This window comes from Roseiterribacter gracilis (genome assembly GCA_018332375.1).
Lineage (GTDB): Bacteria > Pseudomonadota > Alphaproteobacteria > BOG-932 > Roseiterribacteraceae > Roseiterribacter > Roseiterribacter gracilis.
Map to the genome: position 1 here is coordinate 3,051,423 of BOPV01000001.1, position 22,743 is coordinate 3,074,165.

At 64.6% G+C, this 22,743-nt stretch carries 22 protein-coding genes and 1 tRNA gene; 15 read left to right on the forward strand and 8 right to left on the reverse strand.

The features are described from left to right. Window positions 1-2: 2 nt before the first annotated feature. Together TMPK1_RS15265 and tsaD are read right to left on the reverse strand one after the other, a co-directional pair. Window positions 3-989, reverse strand: a complete 987-nt coding sequence (locus tag TMPK1_RS15265; RefSeq protein WP_420243987.1) for an NAD(P)H-dependent glycerol-3-phosphate dehydrogenase — start codon at window positions 987-989, stop codon at window positions 3-5. Further along, complete coding sequence (gene tsaD / locus TMPK1_RS15270) at window positions 986-2,029, reverse strand: tRNA (adenosine(37)-N6)-threonylcarbamoyltransferase complex transferase subunit TsaD (protein ID WP_420243989.1); 1,044 nt, start codon at window positions 2,027-2,029, stop codon at window positions 986-988. Before tsaD ends, TMPK1_RS15265 begins: the two co-directional genes overlap by 4 nt. 265 nt (window positions 2,030-2,294) lie before the next feature. On the opposite strand from tsaD, the gene TMPK1_RS15275 reads away from it, so the two are divergent. From TMPK1_RS15275 to TMPK1_RS15295, 5 genes are all read left to right on the forward strand, one after another. Beyond that, the gene (locus tag TMPK1_RS15275; RefSeq protein WP_420245676.1) at window positions 2,295-3,119 is read left to right on the forward strand and encodes an alpha/beta fold hydrolase; all 825 of its coding nucleotides are present in this window, start codon (window positions 2,295-2,297) and stop codon (window positions 3,117-3,119) included. Between the two features lie 204 nt (window positions 3,120-3,323). Next, window positions 3,324-4,250, forward strand: coding sequence for a hydroxymethylbilane synthase (hemC, locus tag TMPK1_RS15280; RefSeq protein ID WP_420243990.1), 927 nt, complete (start codon window positions 3,324-3,326; stop codon window positions 4,248-4,250). Beyond that, window positions 4,247-4,936, forward strand: a complete 690-nt coding sequence (locus TMPK1_RS15285; protein WP_420243992.1) for a uroporphyrinogen-III synthase — start codon at window positions 4,247-4,249, stop codon at window positions 4,934-4,936. Before hemC ends, TMPK1_RS15285 begins: the two co-directional genes overlap by 4 nt. Before the next feature lie 8 nt (window positions 4,937-4,944). Beyond that, on the forward strand, window positions 4,945-6,312 hold the full coding sequence (locus TMPK1_RS15290) for a COG4223 family protein (protein ID WP_420243993.1): 1,368 nt from the start codon (window positions 4,945-4,947) through the stop codon (window positions 6,310-6,312). Then, entirely contained in the window at window positions 6,309-7,667 is a 1,359-nt protein-coding gene (locus TMPK1_RS15295; protein ID WP_420243994.1) for a heme biosynthesis protein HemY, read from the forward strand. Before TMPK1_RS15290 ends, TMPK1_RS15295 begins: the two co-directional genes overlap by 4 nt. Window positions 7,668-7,703: 36 nt before the next feature. On the opposite strand, the gene TMPK1_RS15300 is transcribed toward TMPK1_RS15295, so the two are convergent. Beyond that, the gene (locus tag TMPK1_RS15300; RefSeq protein ID WP_420243996.1) at window positions 7,704-8,345 is read right to left on the reverse strand and encodes a rhomboid family intramembrane serine protease; all 642 of its coding nucleotides are present in this window, start codon (window positions 8,343-8,345) and stop codon (window positions 7,704-7,706) included. 184 nt (window positions 8,346-8,529) lie between these two features. Here TMPK1_RS15300 and TMPK1_RS15305 point away from each other — a divergent pair. Continuing rightward, a tRNA-Thr gene (locus TMPK1_RS15305) sits at window positions 8,530-8,604 on the forward strand. A 75-nt stretch (window positions 8,605-8,679) separates the two neighbouring features. Continuing rightward, the gene (locus TMPK1_RS15310) at window positions 8,680-9,843 is read left to right on the forward strand and encodes a phospholipase D family protein (RefSeq protein ID WP_420243998.1); all 1,164 of its coding nucleotides are present in this window, start codon (window positions 8,680-8,682) and stop codon (window positions 9,841-9,843) included. 4 nt (window positions 9,844-9,847) lie between these two features. On the opposite strand, the gene TMPK1_RS15315 is transcribed toward TMPK1_RS15310, so the two are convergent. Together TMPK1_RS15315 and TMPK1_RS15320 are read right to left on the reverse strand one after the other, a co-directional pair. Then, the gene (locus TMPK1_RS15315) at window positions 9,848-11,530 is read right to left on the reverse strand and encodes an N-6 DNA methylase (protein WP_420243999.1); all 1,683 of its coding nucleotides are present in this window, start codon (window positions 11,528-11,530) and stop codon (window positions 9,848-9,850) included. Continuing rightward, window positions 11,527-11,718 (reverse strand): hypothetical protein, encoded by a 192-nt coding sequence (locus TMPK1_RS15320; RefSeq protein WP_420244001.1) that lies wholly within the window; start codon window positions 11,716-11,718, stop codon window positions 11,527-11,529. The genes TMPK1_RS15315 and TMPK1_RS15320 overlap by 4 nt, the downstream gene beginning before the upstream one ends. A gap of 144 nt (window positions 11,719-11,862) precedes the next feature. Here TMPK1_RS15320 and TMPK1_RS15325 point away from each other — a divergent pair, with 144 nt between their 5' ends. From TMPK1_RS15325 to TMPK1_RS15360, 8 genes are all read left to right on the forward strand, one after another. Then, on the forward strand, window positions 11,863-13,344 hold the full coding sequence (locus TMPK1_RS15325) for a glycosyltransferase (RefSeq protein ID WP_420244003.1): 1,482 nt from the start codon (window positions 11,863-11,865) through the stop codon (window positions 13,342-13,344). 31 nt (window positions 13,345-13,375) lie between these two features. Next, the gene (locus TMPK1_RS15330) at window positions 13,376-14,080 is read left to right on the forward strand and encodes a glutathione binding-like protein (protein ID WP_420244005.1); all 705 of its coding nucleotides are present in this window, start codon (window positions 13,376-13,378) and stop codon (window positions 14,078-14,080) included. Between the two features lie 79 nt (window positions 14,081-14,159). After that, window positions 14,160-14,561, forward strand: a complete 402-nt coding sequence (locus tag TMPK1_RS15335; RefSeq protein ID WP_420244007.1) for a response regulator — start codon at window positions 14,160-14,162, stop codon at window positions 14,559-14,561. Continuing rightward, complete coding sequence (locus TMPK1_RS15340) at window positions 14,558-14,890, forward strand: Hpt domain-containing protein (RefSeq protein ID WP_420244008.1); 333 nt, start codon at window positions 14,558-14,560, stop codon at window positions 14,888-14,890. The genes TMPK1_RS15335 and TMPK1_RS15340 overlap by 4 nt, the downstream gene beginning before the upstream one ends. After that, the gene (locus TMPK1_RS15345) at window positions 14,891-15,379 is read left to right on the forward strand and encodes a response regulator (RefSeq protein WP_420244009.1); all 489 of its coding nucleotides are present in this window, start codon (window positions 14,891-14,893) and stop codon (window positions 15,377-15,379) included. It begins immediately after the preceding gene. A gap of 151 nt (window positions 15,380-15,530) precedes the next feature. After that, complete coding sequence (locus tag TMPK1_RS15350; RefSeq protein ID WP_420244011.1) at window positions 15,531-16,133, forward strand: Dps family protein; 603 nt, start codon at window positions 15,531-15,533, stop codon at window positions 16,131-16,133. Window positions 16,134-16,309: 176 nt separating this feature from the next. Next, on the forward strand, window positions 16,310-18,388 hold the full coding sequence (locus TMPK1_RS15355) for a methyl-accepting chemotaxis protein (protein WP_420244013.1): 2,079 nt from the start codon (window positions 16,310-16,312) through the stop codon (window positions 18,386-18,388). A gap of 44 nt (window positions 18,389-18,432) precedes the next feature. Beyond that, window positions 18,433-19,110 carry a DUF599 domain-containing protein gene (locus TMPK1_RS15360; protein ID WP_420244014.1) on the forward strand — a complete coding sequence of 226 codons (678 nt, stop codon included), beginning with the start codon at window positions 18,433-18,435 and terminating at the stop codon, window positions 19,108-19,110. A gap of 55 nt (window positions 19,111-19,165) precedes the next feature. Here TMPK1_RS15360 and TMPK1_RS15365 read toward each other — a convergent pair whose 3' ends face one another. The 3 genes from TMPK1_RS15365 to TMPK1_RS15375 all read right to left on the reverse strand — a co-directional run bounded on the left by TMPK1_RS15365 (window position 19,166) and on the right by TMPK1_RS15375 (window position 22,627). Beyond that, entirely contained in the window at window positions 19,166-20,989 is a 1,824-nt protein-coding gene (locus TMPK1_RS15365; protein ID WP_420244016.1) for a monovalent cation:proton antiporter-2 (CPA2) family protein, read from the reverse strand. Window positions 20,990-21,087: 98 nt separating this feature from the next. Beyond that, window positions 21,088-21,414, reverse strand: a complete 327-nt coding sequence (locus TMPK1_RS15370; protein ID WP_420244017.1) for a hypothetical protein — start codon at window positions 21,412-21,414, stop codon at window positions 21,088-21,090. Between the two features lie 106 nt (window positions 21,415-21,520). Further along, a complete protein-coding gene (locus TMPK1_RS15375; protein WP_420244019.1) occupies window positions 21,521-22,627 on the reverse strand; it encodes a glycosyltransferase in 1,107 nt (368 codons plus the stop codon). Window positions 22,628-22,743: the final 116 nt, after the last annotated feature.

The window sequence follows — 22,743 nt, forward strand, 5'->3', positions numbered from 1 at the left end:
GCTCAACCCTCGGCTTTGAAGGGCCGCGCGAGCAGACCGCGCATCGCATCGCGGATGGTGGCGCGGCCTTCGATGATATCGGCCACCGCCTGCGCGATCGGCAATTCGACGCTGTGCCGGTTGGCGCGCAGCAACGCGGCCCCCGCCGTCGCCGCACCTTCGACGACGGAACTGCGGCCGCGCATCAGCTCGTCCAAGGTCGCACCTTCGCCCAGCGCCAGACCCAGCGCGTAATTGCGCGAACGCGGGCTGGTCGCGGTCAGCGCCAGATCGCCCAGCCCAGCCAGGCCGGCAAAGGTTTCGGGCCGGCCGCCGAGTGCCAGCCCCAACCGCGTCGTCTCTGCCAGGCCGCGCGTCAGCAACGCAGCGCGCGCGTTCTCACCCAGGCCCGCACCAATCGCGAGACCGCATGCGATCGCGATCACGTTCTTGCACGCACCCGCCACTTCGACGCCGATCGGATCGGGCGAGCGATAGGGACGGAAACTCGGACTGCCGATGCGCGCGACCAAACTCGCCGCCAGCGGATCGTCGTCGGACGCGATCGTGACCGCAGTCGGTTTTCCCGCCGCGACTTCATCGGCGAAGGTTGGGCCCGACAACACAGCCAGCGCACGGGACGGCGCCAGCTCGCGCGCGACTTCGGTCAGCAGCCGTCCGCTGCCGCGCTCGATTCCCTTGGCGCACAACAGCAACGGCGCGTCGCCGCGTTTGAGTTGCTGCAGCAGGCCGGCGACATGCTGCGCCGGCGTGACGACCAGCAGCACCGACGCGTCGTTGGTCGCCTGGTCGAGATCGTTGGTGACGGTGACGCTGTCGGGCAGGCGCGCACCCGGCAGATAGGCATCGTTGTGGCGCGACTGCTGCAACCATCCGGCGTGATCGGCGCGGCGCGCCCACAAGCGCACCGGTCCGTCGTCGCGTGCGAGCGCGATGGCAAGCGCGGTGCCCCAGGCGCCGGCGCCAAGAATTGCGATGGGTGCGCTCATGCTTTCACGCCTGCAAACGCGACTTTGGGCGCGGTCGCGTCAAGCGGCCAACGCGGGCGGGGTGCGAAATCCAACCCGTCGAACATGTTCAAGCGCGCGCGCTCCAACCCCGCCCACGCAACCATCGTTGCATTGTCGGTGCACAGGCGCGGTGGCGGTGCGACGAAATCCAGCCCGTGTTTTGCAGCAACCGCAGCCAGCCGCGCGCGCACCGTTGCGTTGGCGGCAACGCCGCCCGCAACGACGAGCTGTTTGCCCGCCGGGTATTCTTGCGTGAAACGTTTGGCTGCGCGCGCGGTGCGATCGGCAAGCTGTTCGGCGATCGCAGCCTGCGCCGACGCGGCCAGATCGGGCAGGTCGTGCGCGCCTGCTTTTTCGATCGCGGTGCGCACCGCGGTCTTCAACCCGGAGAACGAGAAATCGCAGCCGGGTTTGCCGACCATCGAACGCGGCAAAGGAAAGCGCGTTGGATCGCCGAGTTTGGCGGCTGCTTCCAGCGCCGGTCCGCCGGGATAGCCCAAGCCCAACAGCTTTGCGCTTTTGTCGAAGGCTTCGCCGGCTGCGTCGTCGATCGTCGTGCCCCAGCGCCGGTACTGGCCGACGCCTTCGACGACCAGCAACTGGCAATGGCCGCCTGACACAAGCAGCAGCAAATAGGGAAACTGCACGTCGTCGGTGAGGCGCGCGGTCAGCGCGTGCGCTTCGAGATGATTGACCGCGACGAATTTCTTGCCCGCCGCCAGCGCGATTGCTTTCGCGGTGGTGACGCCGACCAGCACGCCGCCGATCAGACCCGGTCCGCCAGTCGCGGCGACCACGTCGAGATCGGCAAAGGTCAGGCCGGCGCGCTGCATCACTTCGCGCACGATCGCGTCGAGCAGATCCAGATGCGCGCGCGCCGCGACTTCGGGGACGACGCCGCCGAATTTGCGATGTTCGTCGAGCTGCGACGCGACCAGCTCGCCACGGATGGCGCGCGTGTCGTCGACGAGCGCTGCGGCGGTTTCGTCGCAGGAGGTTTCGATGCCCAGAACCAACATAGCGGGCCGAACCTAGGGCGCCGGCCCGATTTTTCAAAATTCGACCGAGATAAGGAGCGATCCGTTCAAGCCACGAGCCGGCGGGCCGGCGCATCCTGCGCGCACGGCTGCGACATGGAAGGATTCAAACTTGGCCAATGCAGACAACGACGCGTCGGGCGTCGGCAGGCGTGACGTGCTGCTCGGTGCAGCCTCGGTCACGGCCTTGTCGGTCACCGGGGCGGCTTCGGCGGCACCTCCAAAAACCCCCAACGCGGATATGAAAATGGCGACCATCACGACCAAAGACGGCACCCAGATTTTCTACAAAGACTGGGGCACCGGACAACCGATCGTGTTCCATCACGGCTGGCCGCTGAGCGCCGACGATTGGGACAACCAGATGTTGTTCTTCTTGTCGAAGGGCTATCGCGTCATCGCGCACGACCGGCGCGGCCACGGTCGTTCGACGCAGACCGCGACCGGCAACGAGATGGATACGTACGCAGCCGACGTGATCGAGCTGGCCAAGCATCTCGACTTGAAGAACGCGATCCATGTCGGTCATTCGACCGGCGGCGGCGAAGTCGCGCATTACGTTGCGCGCGCCGAAAAAGGCCGCGTGGCAAAAGCGGTTCTGGTCGGCGCCGTGCCGCCGATCATGGTCAAGTCCGAGAAGAATCCGGGCGGCACGCCGATCGAAGTGTTCGACGGATTCCGCGCAGCACTCGCCGCCAATCGCGCGCAGCTCTACATCGATATCCCGACCGGCCCGTTCTACGGCTTCAACCGTCCGGGCGCGAAAATCAGCCAAGGCGTCATCGACAATTGGTGGCGCCAGGGCATGATTGGCGGCGCCAAGGCGCACTATGATTGCATCAAGGCATTTTCGGAAACCGACTTCACCGAAGACCTGAAAAAGATCGACGTGCCGGTGCTGGTCATGCACGGCGAAGACGATCAGATCGTGCCGATCGCGGATTCCGCGCCGTTGTCGGCGAAGCTGCTCAAGAAAGGCACGTTGAAGACCTATCCGGGTCTGCCGCACGGCATGTGCACGACGCATGCGGACGTGATCAACGCCGACCTGCTCGCTTTCTTTAAAAGCTGATTGACGTTTCACGCCCCCTCTCCCTGCGGGAGAGGTTGGGGGTGAGGGTTCGTCGACACGAAGGAACCCTCACCCTCCCACGCACTGCGTGCGCGGGTCCCTCCCTCTCCCGCGGGGAGAGGGGACTTTGAATTCGACACGGCGCGACGAATTGCGGTGACGCGCCGAGTTGCAGCGCGCGTTGCCACATGCTCGAACACGCGCATGGTTTTGGATCGCCCACTTCGCATCGGGACACGCGGCAGCCCGCTCGCACTCGCCCAGGCGCGTGAAACGGCGGCGCGTCTGGTCGCTGCACATCCCGGCCTGCCCGCGCCCGAACTGGTGCCGATCAAAACCACCGGCGACCGGATTCAGGATCGCACCCTGGCCGAAGCGGGCGGCAAAGGCCTGTTCACCAAAGAACTCGACGAAGCTTTGCTCGACAACCGCGTCGACCTCGCGGTGCATTCGATGAAAGACGTGCCGACGCGTCTGTGCGACGGCACCGAATTGTTCGCGCTATTGCCGCGCGAAGATCCGCGCGACGCGTGGTTTGCACGCGACAAGGTTTCGACCTTGCTGACCTTGCCGGCAGGTTCGGTGGTGGGCACCGCAAGTCTGCGGCGCCAGGCGCTGGTGCTGCACGCGCGGCCCGATCTGCGCGTGGTGCCGTTGCGCGGCAACGTGCAGACGCGTCTCGCCAAACTCGACGCTGGTGACGTCGACGCGACATTGCTGGCGGTGGCGGGCCTGAACCGGCTCGGTCACGCCGAGCTGATTCAACATGCGCTCGATCCAACCGAGCTGCTGCCCGCCGTGGCACAGGGCGCGGTCGGTTGCGTGGCGCGCGCTGGCGACGAAACCGTGGCTGCGTTGCTGGCTGCGCTCGATTGCGCCGCGACGCGCCAACGCGTCGAGGCCGAACGCGCTTTGCTGACCGTGCTGGACGGGTCGTGCCGGACCCCGATTGCAGCCCTCGCGATGCTGGTCGACGGGCGGCTGATCCTGGACGGGCTGGTCGCCTCGCCCGACGGCGCGCGGGTCTTTCAGACGCGCAAAGAAGGACCGGCCGCCCATGCCGCCGCCATCGGCGAAGAAGCCGGCTTCGCGCTCAAGGCCCAGATGCCAGCCGACCTCTTTCTGGCGTGACCGGGCCGCACGTCCTCGTCACACGACCGGCCGAGCGCGCCGAACCGCTCGCATCGCGCATCGCGTCGCTGGGTTGGACGCCGTTGCTGGCGCCGGCACTGCGGACCGAGCCGACGGGGGCCGCATTGCCGGATCTCAGCCGGTTCGACGGGCTCGTCTTCACCAGTGCAGCCGGCGTACGTGCCTTCGCGACCCTGAATCCGCAGCGCGAACAGGTCGCGTACGCAGTCGGCGACGCCACAGCCGATGCGGCGCGCGCAATCGGCTTCCAGAATGTCGTCTCGGCCGCCGGCGACGTCGCCGCGCTGAACGCACTTCTCGGAATGGGTGCCGTAAGATCGCTGCTTCACGTCGCGGGCGAAGATGTGGCCGGCGAGATCGCGATCGGCGGCCAGGCGATCGAACGGGTCAGCCTCTATCGGACTGTGGCCGAACCATCACTGCCGGCAGCCGTCCGTACCGCCCTGTACGCGCGTACGGTCAATGCCGCTTGTTTCTTATCGCCGCGCTCAGCCGTCGCGTTTATATCGCTAGTCGATCCGGACCTTTTGGCACCCGTACGTGCGTTGGTGCTGTCAGGTGCGATCGCCGATGCCGTCGCGACGGTGCGCTGGCAGCGGGTCGAAGTCGCAGACCGTCCGACGTTGGACGCGCTGCTGGAACGGTTGGGCCCATACGGGGCGTGAGGTAGTCGATGAACGAGGACGTTGTAGCGCCGACAGGCACCGAGGGGACCGAGCCATCGGCGACCGAGCGGGTGATCGAAACCTTCGGCGGCATTCGCCCGATGGCGGCCAAGCTCGACGTGCCGGTCACCACCGTCCAGGGCTGGAAAAAGCGCAACGCCATCCCGCGCGCCCGCCACGCCGACATTCTGGTGGCTGCGACCAAGCACGGTCTGGCCGTCGATCCCGAGTTGCTGGCTGCCACCGATCCGAACGGCAGCGCCGACGAAATCCCCGACGCGCTCGAAGCTGACATCGCCGCCATCGCCGACCCGGTCGCAGCGCCGGTGCGCGACCGGCAGTTCGGCCGGCTGGCGATCTACGCGGCGGTTGTCACCGTCGTCGCGATGGTCGCCATGGTCGGCGCCTTTTTCGTCCATCTCAACGACCTGCAGAAGCGGAGCAATCCGACCTCGCTCGAACAGCGCGTGGCAGCGTTGGAAGCGCGCCCGGATCTGACCGCGCGCATCGCTGCGCTCGAAGCACGCCCGACCGGTGGCACCGATGCGCCACTGACCGATCGTCTGGCGCAACTCGAACAGCAAGTCGGGCAGGTACGCGCGCAGACCGGCGACCTCGCCAAAGTCGCGGCCCGTCTGAACGAAATGCAGGTCGCGACGCAGGGCCGCGAAATTCTGCTGCAGACCATCACCGACGTGCAGGCGTCGCTGGTGTCGTTGCAAGGTCTGGTGCGCCAGACGCAACAGCAACTGCAGGCGCAGACGGGTCGCATCGAATCGGTCGAAGCAACCTTGAACGATCGCCGCGCCGCCGATCTGCGCAACGAAGCGGTCGTGCTCGCGGTCGGCCAGTTGCGCGCGCAAACGCAAACCGCGCGCCCGTTCGACAAACAAATTGCGGCGCTGCGTTCGATGGCAGGTGCCGACGTCGAACTGCTGCAACTGCTCGACCGCATTCAGGACGGCGCAGAGAACGGCGTGCCGACGCGCGAAGAATTGCGCGCTGAGTTGACACGCCAGGCGCCCGAATTGGTGCGCAGCGCCAAAGTCGGCGACGGCAATGACTGGTGGAACCAGGCGATGTATCGCGTCAGCCAGGTGATCTCGATCCGTCGCGTTGGTGCCGACGCCAAGGGCGACGGCGTCAATGCTGCCGTGGCGCGCGCCGAAGCAATGGCTGAAGCCGACGATCTGCAAGGTGCGGTGCAGGCGCTGAAACCACTGACCGGTTTGCCTGCCGACGTCGTGCGCCCCTGGCTGCGCGCCGCCGAACGTCGTTTGAATCTCGATGATGCGGGCGAAGAGCTGCAGCGCATCGTGATCGAACGTCTCGGCATCGATCCGACGCAGATGGTGAAGCCGGCGGATTCGAAATGATCCGAGGCCTGTGGTTTTTCGCGCGGCTCGCGTTCGTCGTCATCGTTGCGGTCTGGCTGGCGGAGCGGCCGGGCGCAGCGTCGATCGAATGGCAAGGCTGGTTGATCGAAACCTCGGCCGCGATGCTGATCGGCTTCGTGTTCGTCGTGACGGTCGCGACGCTGACCCTGGCGCGTCTCTATCGCATCGTGAAACGCGCGCCGGTCAGCTTCGCACGTTCGCGCCGTCGCCAGGCGCGCGAACGCGCCGGTCGTGATCTGACGCGCGGCCTCGTCGCGATTGCAGCGGGCGACACGCGCGATGCGCGCCGCCTTGCACAACGTTCAACCGAAGGCGTCGGCGTCTCGGATCCGGCGCTGGCGCATTTTCTCGCTGGTCAGGCCGCGCATGCGGCGGGCGAGCTGGAACAGGCCGAAGAACATTTCCGCATTCTGCGCGAACAGACCGAAACACGCTTTCTGGGCTTGCGCGGCTTGATCGCGCTGGCACTCGAACGCGGCGACGACGCAACGGCGTTGAAGCTGGCGCGCGAGGCACGACGCGTGAACGGCAAGTCGCTGTGGGCGGCGAAGACCTTGTTCGAACTCGAAGCGCGCGCCCATGAATGGGCGCAGGCCGAAGCGACCTTGGCCGACGCCGAGCGGTTGAACGCGTTCGCGCCGCAAGTCGCGCGCCGTCATCACGTTGCGGTGTTGCTGGCCCGCGCCGACGAAGCCGCGAAAGCCGGCGCCACCGCCGACGCAATCGCGCACGCACAAAAAGCGCACGAGCTCGATCCCGCTTCGGCGCCGGCAGCGGTGCGACTTGCGACGCTGCTCGAAGCATCCGGTCGTGCAAAACCTGCAGCGCGCGCGCTGGAACGAAGCTGGGTGGAACGTCCGCATCCGTCGATCGCAGCTGCATGGGCGGTAATGGATGGCGCAACCACGTCGCTCGAACGTGCGCAGCGCTTGGAGCGTCTGTTGGAACTTGCACCCGACAGCGCGGTCGCGCGCCAGGCGTTGGGCGAAGCGCAGGCCGATGCCGGCCTGTGGGGCGATGCACGCGTGAATTTGACCAAGGCGGCTGAGACGGCTGGTCTGACGCGCCGCTTGGGTCGTGCCTTGGCGCGTGTCGAAGAAGGCGCCGGCAGCGACGAAGCAACTGTGCGCGGTTGGTTGGTGCGCGCGCTCGATGCGGGCGACGATCCTGCGTTCGTATGCGGCGTTTGCGGCACCGAAACCGAAAGTTGGTCGGCCTCGTGCCCCAGCTGTCGTGCGTTTGATTCGATGGTGTGGGGGCCGCGTCCGCCGACGCCGCCCGCGCCGCTCAGCCAGGATCCTGTGGGGGATGCGCTTTTGTTACGAGCAGGCTGACCGCATCAGCGAACCGACTTGGGTTCGTTGATGCTTTTATTCTTTTTGTTCGGGACGCTGGTCCGATCCTGGGGATCGGGCCAGTGCTCCGAACAGCCCGAGACCCGCAACGAAGCCGCCGACATGCGCGACCCAGGCGATGTTTTGTTCGCCGTCGCCGCCGATGCCCAACGCGCCCGTCACCACCATCACGGCAATCCACACCGCTGCCAGCGGCAGCAAGCGTTGGCCGCTGCGTTGGCGCATCGCCAACACGACGGCTGCGAACAGACCTGAGATACCGCCCGACGCGCCGATGATTGCGTCGGCTGAATCCGGATACGCGGCGACATGCGCCGCTGCGCCGGCAATGCCGCACGCAAAGAAGATGAGCAGGAATCGTTTGGCGCCGATCGCGCGTTCGACGCCGCTGCCCAGCGCCGCCAACATCGCGCAGTTGACGAGCAGATGCAGCCAACCGCCATGCAACGCGACATAGGTGAACGGCCGCCACAGCCACGACACGTCGAACGGCCCTTCGGTGTAGAGGGCGGGCACGACGGCCAGGGTCTCGACCAACGCCTGGTCGATCCCCTCCGGCAAGAGCAGCCGGATCAGGTGCAACCCCACGAACAGGAAGATCAGCCGCGCCGTTGCCGGGGCGAGATTCAGGGCGGGTTCGGAGGTGCGCTGCTGCATCGAGGGGCCATATTCCCCGCGAAAGCGGGGATCCGTTCAATCGTCATTGAGTTCTAGCCAAATGGCGGCCTGCGGCCTCGCGGCGCAATGGCTCCCTGCCTTCGCAGGGAAGGTTGCGTGGGCGGACCTGCCTGACTATGGTCCCGGCCGCTCCGCGACGGTTCGTCCGGAGTTCTCCAGGTACGCCGAAATAGCTCAGCGGTAGAGCAACTGATTCGTAATCAGTAGGTCCCCGGTTCAAATCCGGGTTTCGGCACCACCTGCACCTTCCCCAATATTGTTGCGACTCTGACGGCGCTCTAAAAACAGGCAAATCCTGTAGAGGCGTGCCTGGATGAAAATCGAGTTTGTCGGACAGCCGGACGGACCTCAGCGGACCGGCGACTGGCTGCTCAATCGATTGGGCGAATCAAACTGGCAGAATTTCTGGGCCACCGTCGCCTTCGCCAAACAATCCGGTACGGGTCACCTCACCGACGCGCTGCAGAAATTTGCGACAAGCCGAAGCGTGTTGTTGGGCGTCGGCATCGATCATCACGGCACCTCGCTCGAAGCAGTGCAGGATCTCGTCACTGCGGTCGGCGCGGACAATCTCTTCCTCTGCCACCACGCATCCTTGGCGCACACGTTTCATCCCAAGGCGTTCTTATTTGCGGACAAGAAGCGCGCGACCGCATTGGTCGGTTCGGGCAATCTCACCGAAGGCGGGTTGTTCACGAACTACGAAGCCGCAACCGCGATTCAGTTTGACCTGACGATTGCGTCCGACAAAACCGCATTCACGGCGCTGCGTACCGCAATGACGACGTGGTTGAACCCAGCGCACGGCATCGCACGCAACGCCAGTGCCGCATTGCTCGCGCAGCTTACAAGCAGCGGCGACCTGCCGACCGAAGTGCAGATGAAGGCGGTGCTCAAACAAGCGAATGCAAAGCCTGCTGGCACAACGGCCGCAACGGCATCGCCGTTCGGTAAGCCGATAATTGCGAAGGCACCGCCACGGCCGAACAAGAAACCACAAAACGTCGCGGGGCCGACGAGCGTTGCAGCACAAACTGCATCCGCCATGTTGGGCGAGCTACGCTGGCGCAAACCAAATTTGGCAAAGAGTGACGCCCAGCAACCGAAAGGCAAATCCAGCCCGACTGGTGTTCTGCGGCTTTCGCAAAGCAGGTTTAAGGTCAACGGCGAGTTGATCAGCAGCGCGCGTTATTTCCGCAACGACGTGTTCGGACACCTAGCATGGGCCGACAGCACGCCCAAAAAGAGCGTGGCAACGGCGCAGTTCATGCTTCTGAACGGAAAGAAGCCGATGGGCGGCCCATTCACACTGATGGTCTCGCATCAGCCGTCACGCGAAGCGAAGCAAAAAAACGTTACGACCGTACTGCATTGGGGCGCTGCTTCACCGATCGTGCGCGAGACGAACGTGCTTAAAAGAACGCTCGAACTCTACGGCCCCAACGACGCGGGTCAGTTCACGATCGTCTTCGTCTGAACCATCACTCGGCCGCCAGCGACTCCCACCCGTCTTCGGGATTGGCGCCGTCGGGCGTCGTCGACGAACGTTGGCGGCGCGCCGAAAGTTTTTGCCAGCCGCCACGCAACAGCGCGCATTCGTCGGGCGTGAGGCCCGCACCGCGCAGCACAATCTCGTCGCGCTGTTCCAGCAACTCGACCGCCGGCGTGCTGGCGCGAACCGCTTTGTCGAGCTCGACCAGTTGCGCCGGAAATTTCGCCGGCAGGCTTGGCAAGGCCAACCGTTCGATCTCGGACGGAACCAGCTCCAGCACGCCGCCGCCGTAATGGCGGCCGACCAGCTCGGCCGACAATGCGGTCAGCGAATTGACGAACGAAGCGACCAGCGTGTCGGGCGGATAGATCTTGCTGATTGCATCGATGCGATACGCAGTATCGGTCGTGTATGCGCCGAGCTTGTTGCGCACCAGGCGCGGAAAATGATGGCAGCGTTTCAGCATGCCGACCGGCGTCGCATAGATCGACGGCACCACGTACCAGGGTTTGCGCACGCGGCATTTGAAGCGGCGATGAATCCCTTCCTCTTCGCCCAGCGCGAGATAGCGTTTCACATTGGCCGGCATGCGTGCGCCGACCGACGAGAAATCGAGGAAGTTGGTCGGCTGTCCGCGCTTTGCGTTGTCGGCGTGATCGCGCGCGCCATAGATGACGCCGCTTACATGATCGCTGCGGCCGAACATCGGCACCGCATAGGCTTCGAGCTTGTGTTCGCGGACGGTTTCGTCGGTCACGAGAAAGAATTTGTTGGCGCCGGTCACCATGCCGACATCGACCTTGGCGACGTCGTTGAACGCAACCGCTGCACCGCGCTGAGTCAGATCGGCAAGCAACAGCCGCTCGTCTTTTGACAGATAGGCGGCCATCCATTTGTAGGTGAGATCGGCGCCGATCACCCAATCGACGTCGGTGAACAGCTTGCTCGAGCGTTTCCAGATCGCTTCGGCATTTGCGATGCGCTTGATGGCGAGTCTGGCGGGGCTGGTGTCGCCGCGTTCGCGCTTCTCCGCCAGCAACAAGACCGTGCCCTGCAGCGTATCGCCGAAGACGATTTCCTGGATGTCGACGATTTGAATCGTGGCGCAGTGCTGTAGCAGATATTGGCGCAGCCCGCTGGCATGCAGCACGTGCAGCAGCTCGGACGGAACCACCATCGCTAGTCGCCCGCCGGGATTCAGCGCCGCCATCGAGGCCAGCACGAACGTCACCCAAGCATTGGTGTGCTTGGTGAACGGAAGCCCGTGCGAGGCGAAGAGTTTTTCAGCCGCGCTCTGCTGGTCCGGTTCGAGATACTGGTAGCGAATGAAGGGCGGATTGCCGACGATCGAATCGAACGTCGCTTTGTTCTGCAGCACCCAGTCAAAGAAATCGGCGGTGCGAACTTGCGACGTCGCATCGAAATTGCCGAACGTGACGACTGCTTGCGCTTTGCGCGCTTCATTCTTGTCGCGCTCGATGCCCAACACGCGCAGCTTTTTCTTGGCGACCGTACCAAGCGCACGCAGGAACGAGCCGTCGCCGCAGCCAGGTTCTAGAACCGTCGACGGATTTTTTTCCAACGCCCACGCGCCGAGAAATTCGGCGATCGGCGGCGGCGTGTAGTAGCCGCCGCGGAGCTTCTGCGCGGACTCGAGAGCTTTAAAGTTCATCGGTCTTTCGTCCGGCCGCGCAGATCCGTCAGCTCATCTTCGGAAATTTCGAGCCCCTCGCTGCTACGTAGCGCCTGCAGAATGATCGCGCGCGTCGTCACGCCGCGCTCTGCAGCGAGGCGGCGGATCGCATGCTTCACATGCGGGGGGACCTTCACGGTCAGCCCGATTTCACTGGCGCGCTTCATAATTGCTGAATTCAATATTTCATGAATTCCAGAATTATGGAATGGGGGTTTTCCGCGGAAAACCGCGGCTGAGGCCGCGCCGTCCAGAGGGCAGACGGGCGCCCGGCGAGAACAAACCAGCCGCGGCGGAGTTCACGCCATGCCATGCATGCATCCGCCTTGTTATTCAGCGTCGCCCAATTGGGCCTGCTGCTCGCACTCGCCTGTCTTTCCTTGCTCAGCCTCAACCTGGTTGTGCTGACCGTGCTCTACGCGATCGGCCGCAGCCGCGCGCGTCTGCCGGTTGCCGCGTCGCCCGCAGCGCTGCCGCGCGACCTGCCGCACGTGCTGGTGCAGCTGCCAGTGTTCAACGAATGCGGCGTGGTCGAACGCGCGCTTGAAGCGGCCGCCGCGCTCGACTGGCCGCGCGACCGGTTGCGGATTCAGCTGCTCGACGATTCCACCGACGCAGAAGCAATCGCGGTCGCAGCCGAGATTGTCGCGCGCCTGCAGCAACAAGGCGTGCGCGTCGAACATCTGCATCGGCAGAACCGCGTCGGATTCAAAGCCGGCGCGATGGCGGCCGGGCTGACGCGCGATGCGTCGCCATTCGTTGCCGTGTTCGATGCCGACTTCACGCCGCCGCGCGATTTTCTGCAGCGCGCAGTTGCGACCTTGCTCGGCGACGAGATGCTGGGCTTCGCGCAAGGACGGTGGGAACACCAGAATGCGAGCGAGAATTTTCTGACGCGCGCTCAGGCGATGATGCTCGACGGGCATTTCGGCATCGAACAGCCAGCGCGCTCGATGAGCGGTCTGGTTCTGCCGTTCAACGGCACGTGCGGCGTCTGGCGGCGCAGCGCAATCGAAACCGCGGGCGGTTGGTCGTCCGATACGTTGTGCGAAGACCTCGATCTGTCGGTGCGCGCGCGGCTGGCTGGCTGGCGCGCGGTGTTTCTGCCCGACCTGAGTGTGCCCGGCGAATTGCCGCCGACTTTGGCGGCATGGCGCACGCAGCAATTCCGGTGGACCAAAGGTTTTGCGCAAGTCGCCAAGAAGCTGATCGGGCGCGTCTGGCGCGCCGACCTGCCGTTGGCGGCGAAAGTCGCCTTCACCTTGCAGACGGCGCAGCCAATGTGCTTCCCGCTCGCGGCCGCGTCGTTGTTGGGATCGCTGGTGATGTTGCTGGTCGAAACAGTACGGCCGGGCACGACGACGAGTATCGGTTTGGCGCTGATGTCGGTCGGGTTTCTCGGCAGTTTCGTGTTCGTTGCAGCGGGACAGGCAGCGTTGGGTCGCGGCGGCTGGCTGGTGTTTCTGTGGCGCTACGTGACGATCCTGCTGCTCAATTCCGGTCTGGTTCTGTCGAACACGCGCGCGGTGATCGAAGGGTTGCTGGGCAAACGCTCGCCCTTCGTGCGCACGCCCAAACGCGGCGGCAACGGCCGCATTGCGTATGAGCGCGGCGGGCCGACCGGCGCGGGCGAACTTGTGTGCGGCCTGACCTTGGGCGGTGCGATGATCCACGAAGCGGGTTGGATCGCGCCGTTGTTCAGCCTGTCGATTCTGGGATTGGGGCTGGTCGGGCTGGGACTGGCACGCGAACGCGTGCTCGCAAACTCTAGACGGCGGCAATCTTCGATGTAGATCACGCGCGAACCACAGCGCGAGATGACTGATGATCGATCTGCATTACTGGCCGACGCCGAACGGCCACAAGATCACGATCTTCCTCGAAGAAACCGGCACGCCGTACCGGATCGTCCCGGTCGACATCAGCCGGGGCGATCAATTCAAGCCCGACTTTCTCCAGATCGCACCGAACAATCGCATGCCCGCGATCGTCGACCCCGATCCGGCCGACGCGAATGGTCCGCTGTCGGTGTTCGAATCCGGCGCAATCCTCGTCTATCTCGCTGACAAGGTCGGCCGGTTTTTGCCGGCGGAAATTCGGCCGCGCACCGAGGTACTGCAATGGCTCTTCTGGCAGATGGGCGGGCTGGGTCCGATGGCGGGCCAGAACCATCATTTCGGCACCTATGCGCCCGAGAAAATTCCCTACGCAATCGAACGCTATGTGAAAGAGACCAACCGTCTGTACGGCGTGCTCGATCGTCGTCTCGCTGGTCGCGATTTCATTGCGGGCGACTATTCGATCGCCGACATGGCGAGCTATCCGTGGATCGTGCCGTACGAGCGCCAGGCCCAGCGGCTTGAAGACTTTCCCAATTTGAAGCGCTGGTTCGACGCGATGGCGGCACGTCCGGCGGTACAGCGCGCGTACAAGGTCGGCGAGGCCTATCGCACCCGCCCGGTGGTGGACGAGGAAAGCCGCAAAATCCTGTTCGGCCAGACCGCCGCGACTGTCGCACCAAAGGCGTAGCCGGCGGCTCGGCACTAGCGACCGCGCCGCCGACCGTGCGATGGTCGCGGCCGGTTTACCGAAGACGGGAATAGTCGTTTTGCTTGAGCGCCCGCGCGTCCTCTATGTCGAGGACGAGCCCGACATCCAGACCATTGCACGCCTTGCGCTGGAGACGATCGGCCGCTTCGTCGTCGAGATGTGCGGCTCGGGCGAAGCCGCCCTGGCCGCCGCAAAGACCGGCGAGCGGTTCGACCTCGTGCTGCTCGACGTGATGATGCCTGGCATCGACGGTCCCACCACCTTGCAGCGTCTGCGCGAGATTCCCGGTTTCGAAACCGTGCCGGTCGTGTTCATGACCGCCAAGGTGCAACCCGACGAAATCAAACGCTGGCGCGAATTGGGCGCGGTCGACGTGTTTGAAAAACCGTTCGACCCGATGTCACTTGCAGCCCGCGTCGGCGAAGTATTGGGCCGTACCAATCGCCAGGGTGCGGCGTGAACGAGGACGAGTTCGATACGGTGCTGGCGCGCCTGACCGGCGAATACAAAGCCGGCCTGCCGCCGCGTCTCGATGAGATGGCGGTCCTGTGGGAGCGTCTGCTAAACGACCGTACCGATCTCGAAGCATCCAAGAAGCTGCATTTCCACTTCCACTATTTTTCGGGTTCAGGCGGTTCGTTCGGCCTGCCCGAATTGTCCAACGAGAGCACCAAAGCCGAGACCGCCCTGTCGGCATCGCTGCGCGCCGAGCGCACCCTGACCGACGAGGAGTGCAAGATCATCGCAACGCAGCTCGAAGCTGTGCGCCGCATTGTCGACGAGGGCTGAATGACCGAACCGGCGCGCATCCTGGTTGTCGACGACACGCCTGTCGCGCTGCGCTTGATGGAAGCGCTGTTGAAGCGGGCTGGGTTCGATCAACTGCGCTTTGCCGCGTCGGCGGACGAAGCCTTTGCGGCGCTGGCGCTCGACGACGAGAATAGCGACGCCACGGTCGATCTGGTGTTGCTCGACGTGATGATGCCCAAGATCGACGGCATCGAAGCCTGCCGCCGCATCAAGACTGTGGTGCGCTACGAAGACGTGCCGATCGTGATGGTGACGACGCTCGATAGCGCCAATCATCTGACAGCCGCGTTCGAAGCAGGCGCCAGCGACTATGTCACAAAGCCGGTCGAGCCGGTCGAATTGGTAGCGCGCGTGCGCGCAGCGTTGCGCCACAAAGCCGCGCTGGATCGCCGCCGCGAACGTGAACGCGAACTGACCGTCCGCTTGGAAGAAGCCGAGCGCCGTTTGGGCAAATCCAGCGCGATCTGACATTTACGCACCGGCTGGCATTCGCCCATCTGGCATTCGCAGAGTGCACGTGCCGATCTAATTCCTCGTGCGTTCCTTGGCTCGTCGATTGACGCGACCAACGCTGCGTTTATGTCGTTAGAAATCCCCGTGCTCGTTCAGGAGATGCCAGATGGCCAAAGCCAAGAACCAAGCCAAGAAAGCGCCTGCCAAGGCGAGCCCGCTGGCACCCCAGCGCGGCCATGAAATTCAGCCTTATGGCACGCTCGCCCGCGCGCCGATCGGCCTTGGTGCGAACGTACGCGCCGCGTCGGTTGAGTCGTTGAATCAGCTGCTCGCCGATACGTGCACGCTGCGTGATCTCTACAAGAAGCATCACTGGCAGGTGTCGGGCGCGACCTTCTATCAACTGCATCTGCTCTACGACAAACACTACACCGAGCAGGCGGGGCTGGTGGACGAGATCGCCGAGCGCATTCAGACCTTGGGCGGCATCCCGGTCGCGATGGCACCCGACATTGCCGAACTGACGCAGATTCCGCGTCCGCCGCGTGGTCGCGAAGATGTGCCGACCCAGATCTCGCGTTTGCTCGAAGCGCATGAGCGTCTGCTGCTGACCTGCCGCGCCGTCGCCAAGGAAGCGTCGGAGTCGGGCGATGACGGCACCAACGATTTGGTGGTTTCGTCCTTGATCCGAACCAATGAATTGCAGACCTGGTTTGTCAGCGAACATCTGGTCGACACGCCGCTGGTCCATAGCGGCGGCCATGGCTGAGTAGCCACAGACCCGATCCGCACAATTGTAGCGACCGCCGCGCCCCAGCGCTTTTTCCCGCGAAGTGGGTACCGATCTCGGGCGCGGCGGTTTGCGTTTCGGCTTCGTTTACGAATGTTCGTTCATGTGCCCGCCGTCGGCCCCGATCTGCCGGCGGTTCTGGAATGGGCTTGCACATGAATTTGCGCCAATCGGTTGCGACGGTTCTCAACGCCGTATTCCTGGTTCCGACCGTGTTGCTGGTTCTGGCGCTAGGCCTGTTCACGCACGACGCTTGGCAGAAAGAAGCTGCGGCGCGCCGCGTCGAAGCGCTGGCAGCGGCCGACCGCGAAAATTTCGACGCCATGCAGGTGATCCGCGTCACGCGCGGTGAAGCGGTCAACGCGATGATGACGCAAGACGACCCGACTAAAGTCTGGGCCGGCGTGCGCCAGAAAGATCAGGACTCGTTCAAGCGCGCGCGTGCCGCCATCGGCGCCGTCGACATTCCGGCCAAGGCCGCGCAGCTCAACAAGATCGACGAGTTGTGGAAGACCACCGAAGCGCGCGGCAGCGATCTCGAAGCCGAGACCAAGAAGCCGAAAGGCCAGCGCAACATGAAGGTGGTCGACGCCTGGTACGAAGCGGCCGGCTTCACCACCGATGCGATGAACGACTTCTCCAAGCTGGTGGCCGCGCAGACGCGCGCCAGCGACGCGGTCGTCGGCGAATTGACGACGGTGCGCCAATTGACCTGGAGCGTGCGCGATCAGTCGGGTCGCGAATGTCCGATCGCACGTCCGATCGTGGCCTCGGGCAAAAAGCTCACCCCCGAACAACGTTCGACCATCGACGCGTTCCGCGGCGGTACCACCAGCGCGCTGAATTCGATCGATGAAGTTCTGATCAGCCCCGGCCTGCCTGACGGTCTGCGCCAGGCTGCCAAAGGGGCGCGTGACGCAACCGCGGCGACCAACGCCGCGCGCGACGCGATCTACAAGAAACTCGACGACTCCGGCACGCCGCCTGTGTCGCCGACCGAATTCACCGCGGCCTGCAACAGCCCGTTCGATGCGCAGTTGCTGGTTGCGGTACGGGCGATGGAAGCGGCCAAGGTGCGCGCCGCCGAACGCAGCGCCAGCGCACTCACCTCACTCATTGTCGCATCGGTCGGTTTGCTGGTCGCAATCGTGATCGCGCTGGTGACGTTGCGCGTCGTGCGTCGCCGCGTGCAGGTGCCGCTGCGCAGCCTGATCGAAGCGGTACGCCCGATGACGGCAAACGACTATGTCCATCCGGTGCAGCAACTGCCGAACGGCGACGAATTCGCGGTGATGGCCGACACGCTGGAAACGCTGCGTCGCGGCGCGCTGACCGCGGCCGAGCTGAACCAGCAGCAGATGGCGGCGCAAAAGACCGAACTGGCGCGCGCCGAACGCGTCGCGTCGCTGTGCGGTGAATTCGACCGGTCGGTCGGCGCTGCGCTGCAGACTTTGTCGGGTGCGGCCGATCAGCTGCGCACGACCGCGACCGGCATGTCGGGCACTGCGTCGGAAACCAGCGTGCAGGCGACGACGGTTGCTGCGGCGGCCGAAGAAGCCTCGACCAACGTGCAGACCGTTGCGGCTGCGACCGAAGAATTGTCAGCCTCGATCGGCGAGATTTCGCGCCGGGTCAATCAGTCGGCGACGATCGCGACCCAGGCGGTCAGCGATGCGCGCAAGACCAACGAAGACGTCCAGGGCCTGACCGAAACCGCGTCGCGCATCGGCGACGTGATCAAGCTGATTCAGGACATTGCCGGCCAGACCAATCTGCTTGCGCTCAACGCCACGATCGAAGCGGCCCGCGCGGGCGAACACGGCAAGGGCTTTGCCGTCGTGGCGTCCGAGGTCAAAAGCCTGGCGGCGCAAACCGCCAAAGCGACCGAAGACATCACGGTCCAGATCGAAGCGATCCAAAGCGCCAGTGGCGTCGCCGCCACCGCCATCGCATCGATCGGCAGCACGATCGACCAGATGAGCCAGATCACCACCACCATCGCTTCAGCGGTGGAGGAGCAGGGTGCAGCGACGCACGAAATCGCACGCAACGTGCAGGAAGCCGCGCGCGGCACCAGCGACGTGTCGAGCACGATCGTGTCGGTCAACCAGGCGGCTGGCGAAACCGGCCACGCCGCACAACAAGTGCTGACCGCATCGGCCGAGCTGGGCCAACAGGCCGACGAGCTGCGCCAACGCGTGACGCGCTTCCTGGAAGAGATCCGCGCCGCCTAAAGCCTGTCGCAAACGCCGCTACTTCTGTGATGAAGTAGCGGCCGATGCACTTCACGCTCTACGACTATCTCGCGCTGCTTCTCTTTGCCGGCCTGTGGGCGGGCTATGACCGTCTGCAACGGGCGCTGGTGCGCCGGCACGACGGCATCAATCACGTGCTGCTGGTCATTCGCCAGTCGTGGATGCGCGAAACCGGCCGGCGCGACAATCGCATCACGGACGCGGCGCTGATCGGGCACATCGTGCATTCGACGTCGTTCTTTGCCTCGACCACGCTACTGGTGATCGCAGCTTTATTCGGCGCATTGGGGAATTCCGATCGCATTCACGCTGCGTTGGATCCGCTGGTGCCAATCACCGATCCGCCCGCCAGCGTCGCGTTCAAGCTTGGCCTGATGATTCTGGTGACGGTGCACGGGCTGTTCCGTTTCACCTGGGCGCTGCGCCAGTTGAACTATCTGATCGCGCTGGTCGGTGCGATGCCGCCCGAAGGCAACACGTCGGTGGCGAACGCCGCCGCCGAAGTGATGAGCCACGCGCTGGCCGCCTTCAATAGCGGCATACGCGGCTATTATTTCGCGCTCGCAGTGGTGGCGTGGTTTGCGGGTGCGCTGTGGTTCGTGGTCGCGACCTTGCTTGTTGCCGCCATCCTGCTGTCGCGCCAGCTCGGCTCGCCGACGGCACGCGCGCTGCGCCGCGCGTCGGCTGCGCTGGACGCCTAGGCCGCGCGCTCGCCCGCGTTGGCATCGCGCGCGCCGCCGCGCTTTGCGCGGCTGACTATATGTTTGACGCGCTTACGCCGCTCGCTCGCTCGCCCGCGTTCGCGTCGCGCGCGTCGGCTGCGAACAGCTCTTCCAATTCGGCGGCGGCTTGTTTGGCCGATTGGATCAAGGTCGCTTCGTCGGCCGCCAGTTCGAATTGCCGGCGCAGGCCGCGCACGTCGTGTTCGCGGAAGATCGCCATGGCGCGCGGAATCCGATCGGCGGGCGTGCCGATCCCTTCCAGCGTTTTGCTGGCCAGCACCATCGACGATTCGAACGTCTCGCGGATGACGTCGTCGGGATCGACGCCGTGCTCCATCAAGGTGATCGCATGTTGTCGGTTGCGCGCGCGGGCCAGCACGCGCAGCTCGGGGAAATGTTTGCGCACCACGTCCAAGGTACGCACCGACGCTTCGACGTCATCGATCGCCAACACCAGCACCAGCGCGTTGGCAGCGCCCGCCGCGGTCAGCAAATCGAGACGCGACGCGTCGCCGTAATAGACTTTGTTGCCGAAGCGACGCACGACGTCGATCTGATCCGGGCTGGCATCCAGCGCGGTGAACGGAATGCGCTGCGCGCGCAACAGGCGGCCGACGATCTGCCCGACGCGGCCAAAGCCGGCGATGATCACCGGATTGAAATCGACGTCGATCTTGTCGAAGTCAGGCTTGGACCGGATGTCGAGACGCGGTGCCAGCACGCGTTCTTCGAGCAAGAACACCAGCGGCGTTGCCGCCATCGACAACGTCACGACCAGCACCAGCATGTCGGCAGTTGCCGCGTCGAGCATGCCAAGCCCGCCCGCCAACGCCCACAAGACGAATCCGAACTCGCCCGCCTGGCCGATGGCGAAGCCCAGTCGCCGCGACGAAGCCGAGCTGTAATGCCAGATGCGCCCGACGATGAAGGCGACCAGCGACTTGGTGGTCATCACGCCCAGCACCAGCCAGAAGACGATCAGCGGCTTCTCGGCGAGCAGTGCCAAGTTCGCGCTCATCCCGACGCCCATGAAGAACAGACCAAGGAAGAGACCTTTGAACGGCTCGATGTCGGCTTCCAGCTCGTGGCGATACTCGCTGTCGGCCAACAGCACGCCGGCAAGAAATGCGCCCAGCGACGCCGACAGGCCGACGATCGACAGAACCGACGCGGCCGCGATCACGATCAGCAGCGCCGCAGCGGTGAAGACTTCCTGGTAGCCCGCGCCTGCAATCACGCGCAGCAACGGCCGCGTCAGATAGCGACCGCCGACCAGCACCGCGATGGTGGCCCCGACGGCGATGCCAACTTCGACCAGCATCTCATGCCCGTCACCAGGCAAGGCTTCGGCACCGCCCGCCAAAACCGGCAGCAGCACCAACAGCGGAATCACCGCGAGGTCCTGAAACAGCAGGATTGAAAATGACGCCTGCCCGTACGCTTTGCTCAGCGCCTTGCGCTCGGCCAGCATCGGCAACACGAACGCGGTTGAGGACAGCGACAGGCCGAACCCGACCACGAAAGCCGCATCGGGCTTCATGCCGAACAGCCAGGCGCCGAATCCCAACACGGCGGTGGTTGCGGCGACCTGGAAAAAGCCAAGCCCGAAGACGAGCTGGCGCATCACCCACAGGCGCGACGGCTTCAATTCGAGACCGATCACGAACAGCAGCAGCACGACGCCATATTCGGAGATGTGCTTGATCGTCTCGAGATTGGCGACCGCACCCAGCACGCGCGGCCCGACCACGACGCCGGCGGCGAGATAGCCCAGCACCGCACCCAGGCCGAGCTTCTTCGCCAACGGAACCGCGATAATCGCGGCCGTGAGCAGAATGACGATTTCGAGCAGACTCATGGGACCGGCAGGCTCCGTTCGGCGGAGCTGCGATCCTAAAGGCGGATAGCTAGAAGTGCGACGTTAGCTACGTGCGCTTTTTGCCAAATCAGCCGTGGTTAGTTTGGACCGCGGTTATTTTTGATGCCGTTGGTCCAGTCGGACCGTGCGCAGGCGCCGTCCCAGCAACGGGTCGAGGTGCGCGGGATCTCGCCGTCGCCGCCGGCGCCGACCGAGTCATCGGGGCTTTCACCGCGGCGTTTGGCGGCGCTGCGCGACAGGATGGTGGAGTCGCGCGTCGGGTCGAGGTCGTCGGCGGGCGGCGTTTCGACTTTCACGTCCGGCGCCTTTTCGGTCTTCACCGGATCGGCAGCCCAGCTGGTGACCGGCGCTGCGAAAAGCAGGGCGGCAGCAATTGCCAGAGAAAGAGCGGAAAACCGGGCCATCGACATCTCCTTGGCGGATGACCCTAGAACTGCGCCGGGGCCTCCGAAGATCCAGAGTTTCGCTGATTGGACCCGGTCTGGCGAGACCCGGACGCGTAACGGCGCCTCAATGGCAGGGAATATGGACGTCCCACTCGGCCGCGCTCAGCACGCCGTCATGATTGAGATCGAGCCGCGCGAAATTGATCGGGGCGGTTTCGGCGTCGCTGCGCAGCGCACGCTGGCGCTCGTCATCGCTGCGTGCGGCCAGGCGCATGAAGGTGCGCTGGGCGCGCCACTTTGTGTATTCGCCGAGATCGACGCGCCCGTCGTGATCGAGATCGGCGAGCTGCAGCGCTGAACAAAGTTTCGGCGCCGCCTGGCTTTCGCGCCAACCGCCGGTCAGCACCGCCAGCAACACCATGGTCAGCGCCGCGGCAACAGCGGGGCGCGCGGCGCGCACCGGCGGCCGTGCCTGCTGCCAGCCGCGCAACTCGCACGCTTTGATGTAGGAGACGAGCGGATAGAGCCCGGCCAGAATCGCCAGCAGCAGACCCAGCGCACCTTCGCGCCAGCCGCGGCGGCGCACGAAAGCTTTCCAGAATCGGTGCGGCACGCGCAGCAACTGGCGTGCAAACGATCCCGGCAGGTTTTCGTCGAGCAGATCCAGCGCACGGCTGCTGGTGTAGCGATCGAATCGTTGCAGCAGATCGGTGACGTCGCGATCGACGAGATGCGTCAGTCGCGCTTGCAACACCGGCCCGCGCTGGCCGGTGAAGTTCACTTTGGGATGTACGCGCTGGTTGCCCCAATGCTTGGCGCCGCGACGGAACAGGCCAGCAACCGCACCTTTGCCGATCGACGCCGCCCAACCGTATCGCACCAGCCGTGCGCCGATCCAATTGTCGACCGGAATCAAATGCCAGTCATAGGGCGAGCTTTGCACCGTGCGGCGAATCTCGTCGGCTAGTTCGCGTGGCGCGCGTTCGTCGGCGTCGATCTCGAACACCCAGTCGCCGTTGCATGCGGCAATGCCTGCGTTGCGACGATCACCCTGCAATGGCCACGCGCCTTCGACGACGCGCGCGCCCATCGCTTGCGCGATCGACGACGACGCGTCGTCGCTGCGATCGAGGACGACGACGATTTCATCGGCAAAGCCCAACGTCGCAAGACAGCTCGCAAGATTGGCGGCTTCGTTGCGTGCGACGATCAAGGCGGACACGGTCTGCATCGCCGCGGAGAAGAGCGCGATTGCAGCGTCGCGTCTGTTTCAGTTTGCGTCGCATTGTTGGCTGCGCGGGCCAGGACACATCGCGTAACGCGGAAGCGTCTCGCTACAATTTTAGC

Coding starts and splice junctions, on each gene's coding strand:
- TMPK1_RS15310 (WP_420243998.1), top strand. CDS start 8,680: ATGAAAATCGAGTTTGTCGGACAGCCGGACGGACCTCAGCGGACCGGC.
- TMPK1_RS15275 (WP_420245676.1), top strand. CDS start 2,295: ATGGCGACCATCACGACCAAAGACGGCACCCAGATTTTCTACAAAGAC.
- TMPK1_RS15300 (WP_420243996.1), bottom strand. CDS start 8,345: ATGCAGCAGCGCACCTCCGAACCCGCCCTGAATCTCGCCCCGGCAACG.
- TMPK1_RS15345 (WP_420244009.1), top strand. CDS start 14,891: ATGACCGAACCGGCGCGCATCCTGGTTGTCGACGACACGCCTGTCGCG.
- TMPK1_RS15295 (WP_420243994.1), top strand. CDS start 6,309: ATGATCCGAGGCCTGTGGTTTTTCGCGCGGCTCGCGTTCGTCGTCATC.
- hemC (WP_420243990.1), top strand. CDS start 3,324: ATGGTTTTGGATCGCCCACTTCGCATCGGGACACGCGGCAGCCCGCTC.
- TMPK1_RS15315 (WP_420243999.1), bottom strand. CDS start 11,530: ATGAACTTTAAAGCTCTCGAGTCCGCGCAGAAGCTCCGCGGCGGCTAC.
- TMPK1_RS15355 (WP_420244013.1), top strand. CDS start 16,310: ATGAATTTGCGCCAATCGGTTGCGACGGTTCTCAACGCCGTATTCCTG.
- TMPK1_RS15350 (WP_420244011.1), top strand. CDS start 15,531: ATGGCCAAAGCCAAGAACCAAGCCAAGAAAGCGCCTGCCAAGGCGAGC.
- TMPK1_RS15365 (WP_420244016.1), bottom strand. CDS start 20,989: ATGAGTCTGCTCGAAATCGTCATTCTGCTCACGGCCGCGATTATCGCG.
- TMPK1_RS15325 (WP_420244003.1), top strand. CDS start 11,863: ATGCATGCATCCGCCTTGTTATTCAGCGTCGCCCAATTGGGCCTGCTG.
- TMPK1_RS15360 (WP_420244014.1), top strand. CDS start 18,433: ATGCACTTCACGCTCTACGACTATCTCGCGCTGCTTCTCTTTGCCGGC.
- TMPK1_RS15265 (WP_420243987.1), bottom strand. CDS start 989: ATGAGCGCACCCATCGCAATTCTTGGCGCCGGCGCCTGGGGCACCGCG.
- tsaD (WP_420243989.1), bottom strand. CDS start 2,029: ATGTTGGTTCTGGGCATCGAAACCTCCTGCGACGAAACCGCCGCAGCG.
- TMPK1_RS15290 (WP_420243993.1), top strand. CDS start 4,945: ATGAACGAGGACGTTGTAGCGCCGACAGGCACCGAGGGGACCGAGCCA.
- TMPK1_RS15330 (WP_420244005.1), top strand. CDS start 13,376: ATGATCGATCTGCATTACTGGCCGACGCCGAACGGCCACAAGATCACG.
- TMPK1_RS15320 (WP_420244001.1), bottom strand. CDS start 11,718: ATGAAGCGCGCCAGTGAAATCGGGCTGACCGTGAAGGTCCCCCCGCAT.
- TMPK1_RS15370 (WP_420244017.1), bottom strand. CDS start 21,414: ATGGCCCGGTTTTCCGCTCTTTCTCTGGCAATTGCTGCCGCCCTGCTT.
- TMPK1_RS15375 (WP_420244019.1), bottom strand. CDS start 22,627: ATGCAGACCGTGTCCGCCTTGATCGTCGCACGCAACGAAGCCGCCAAT.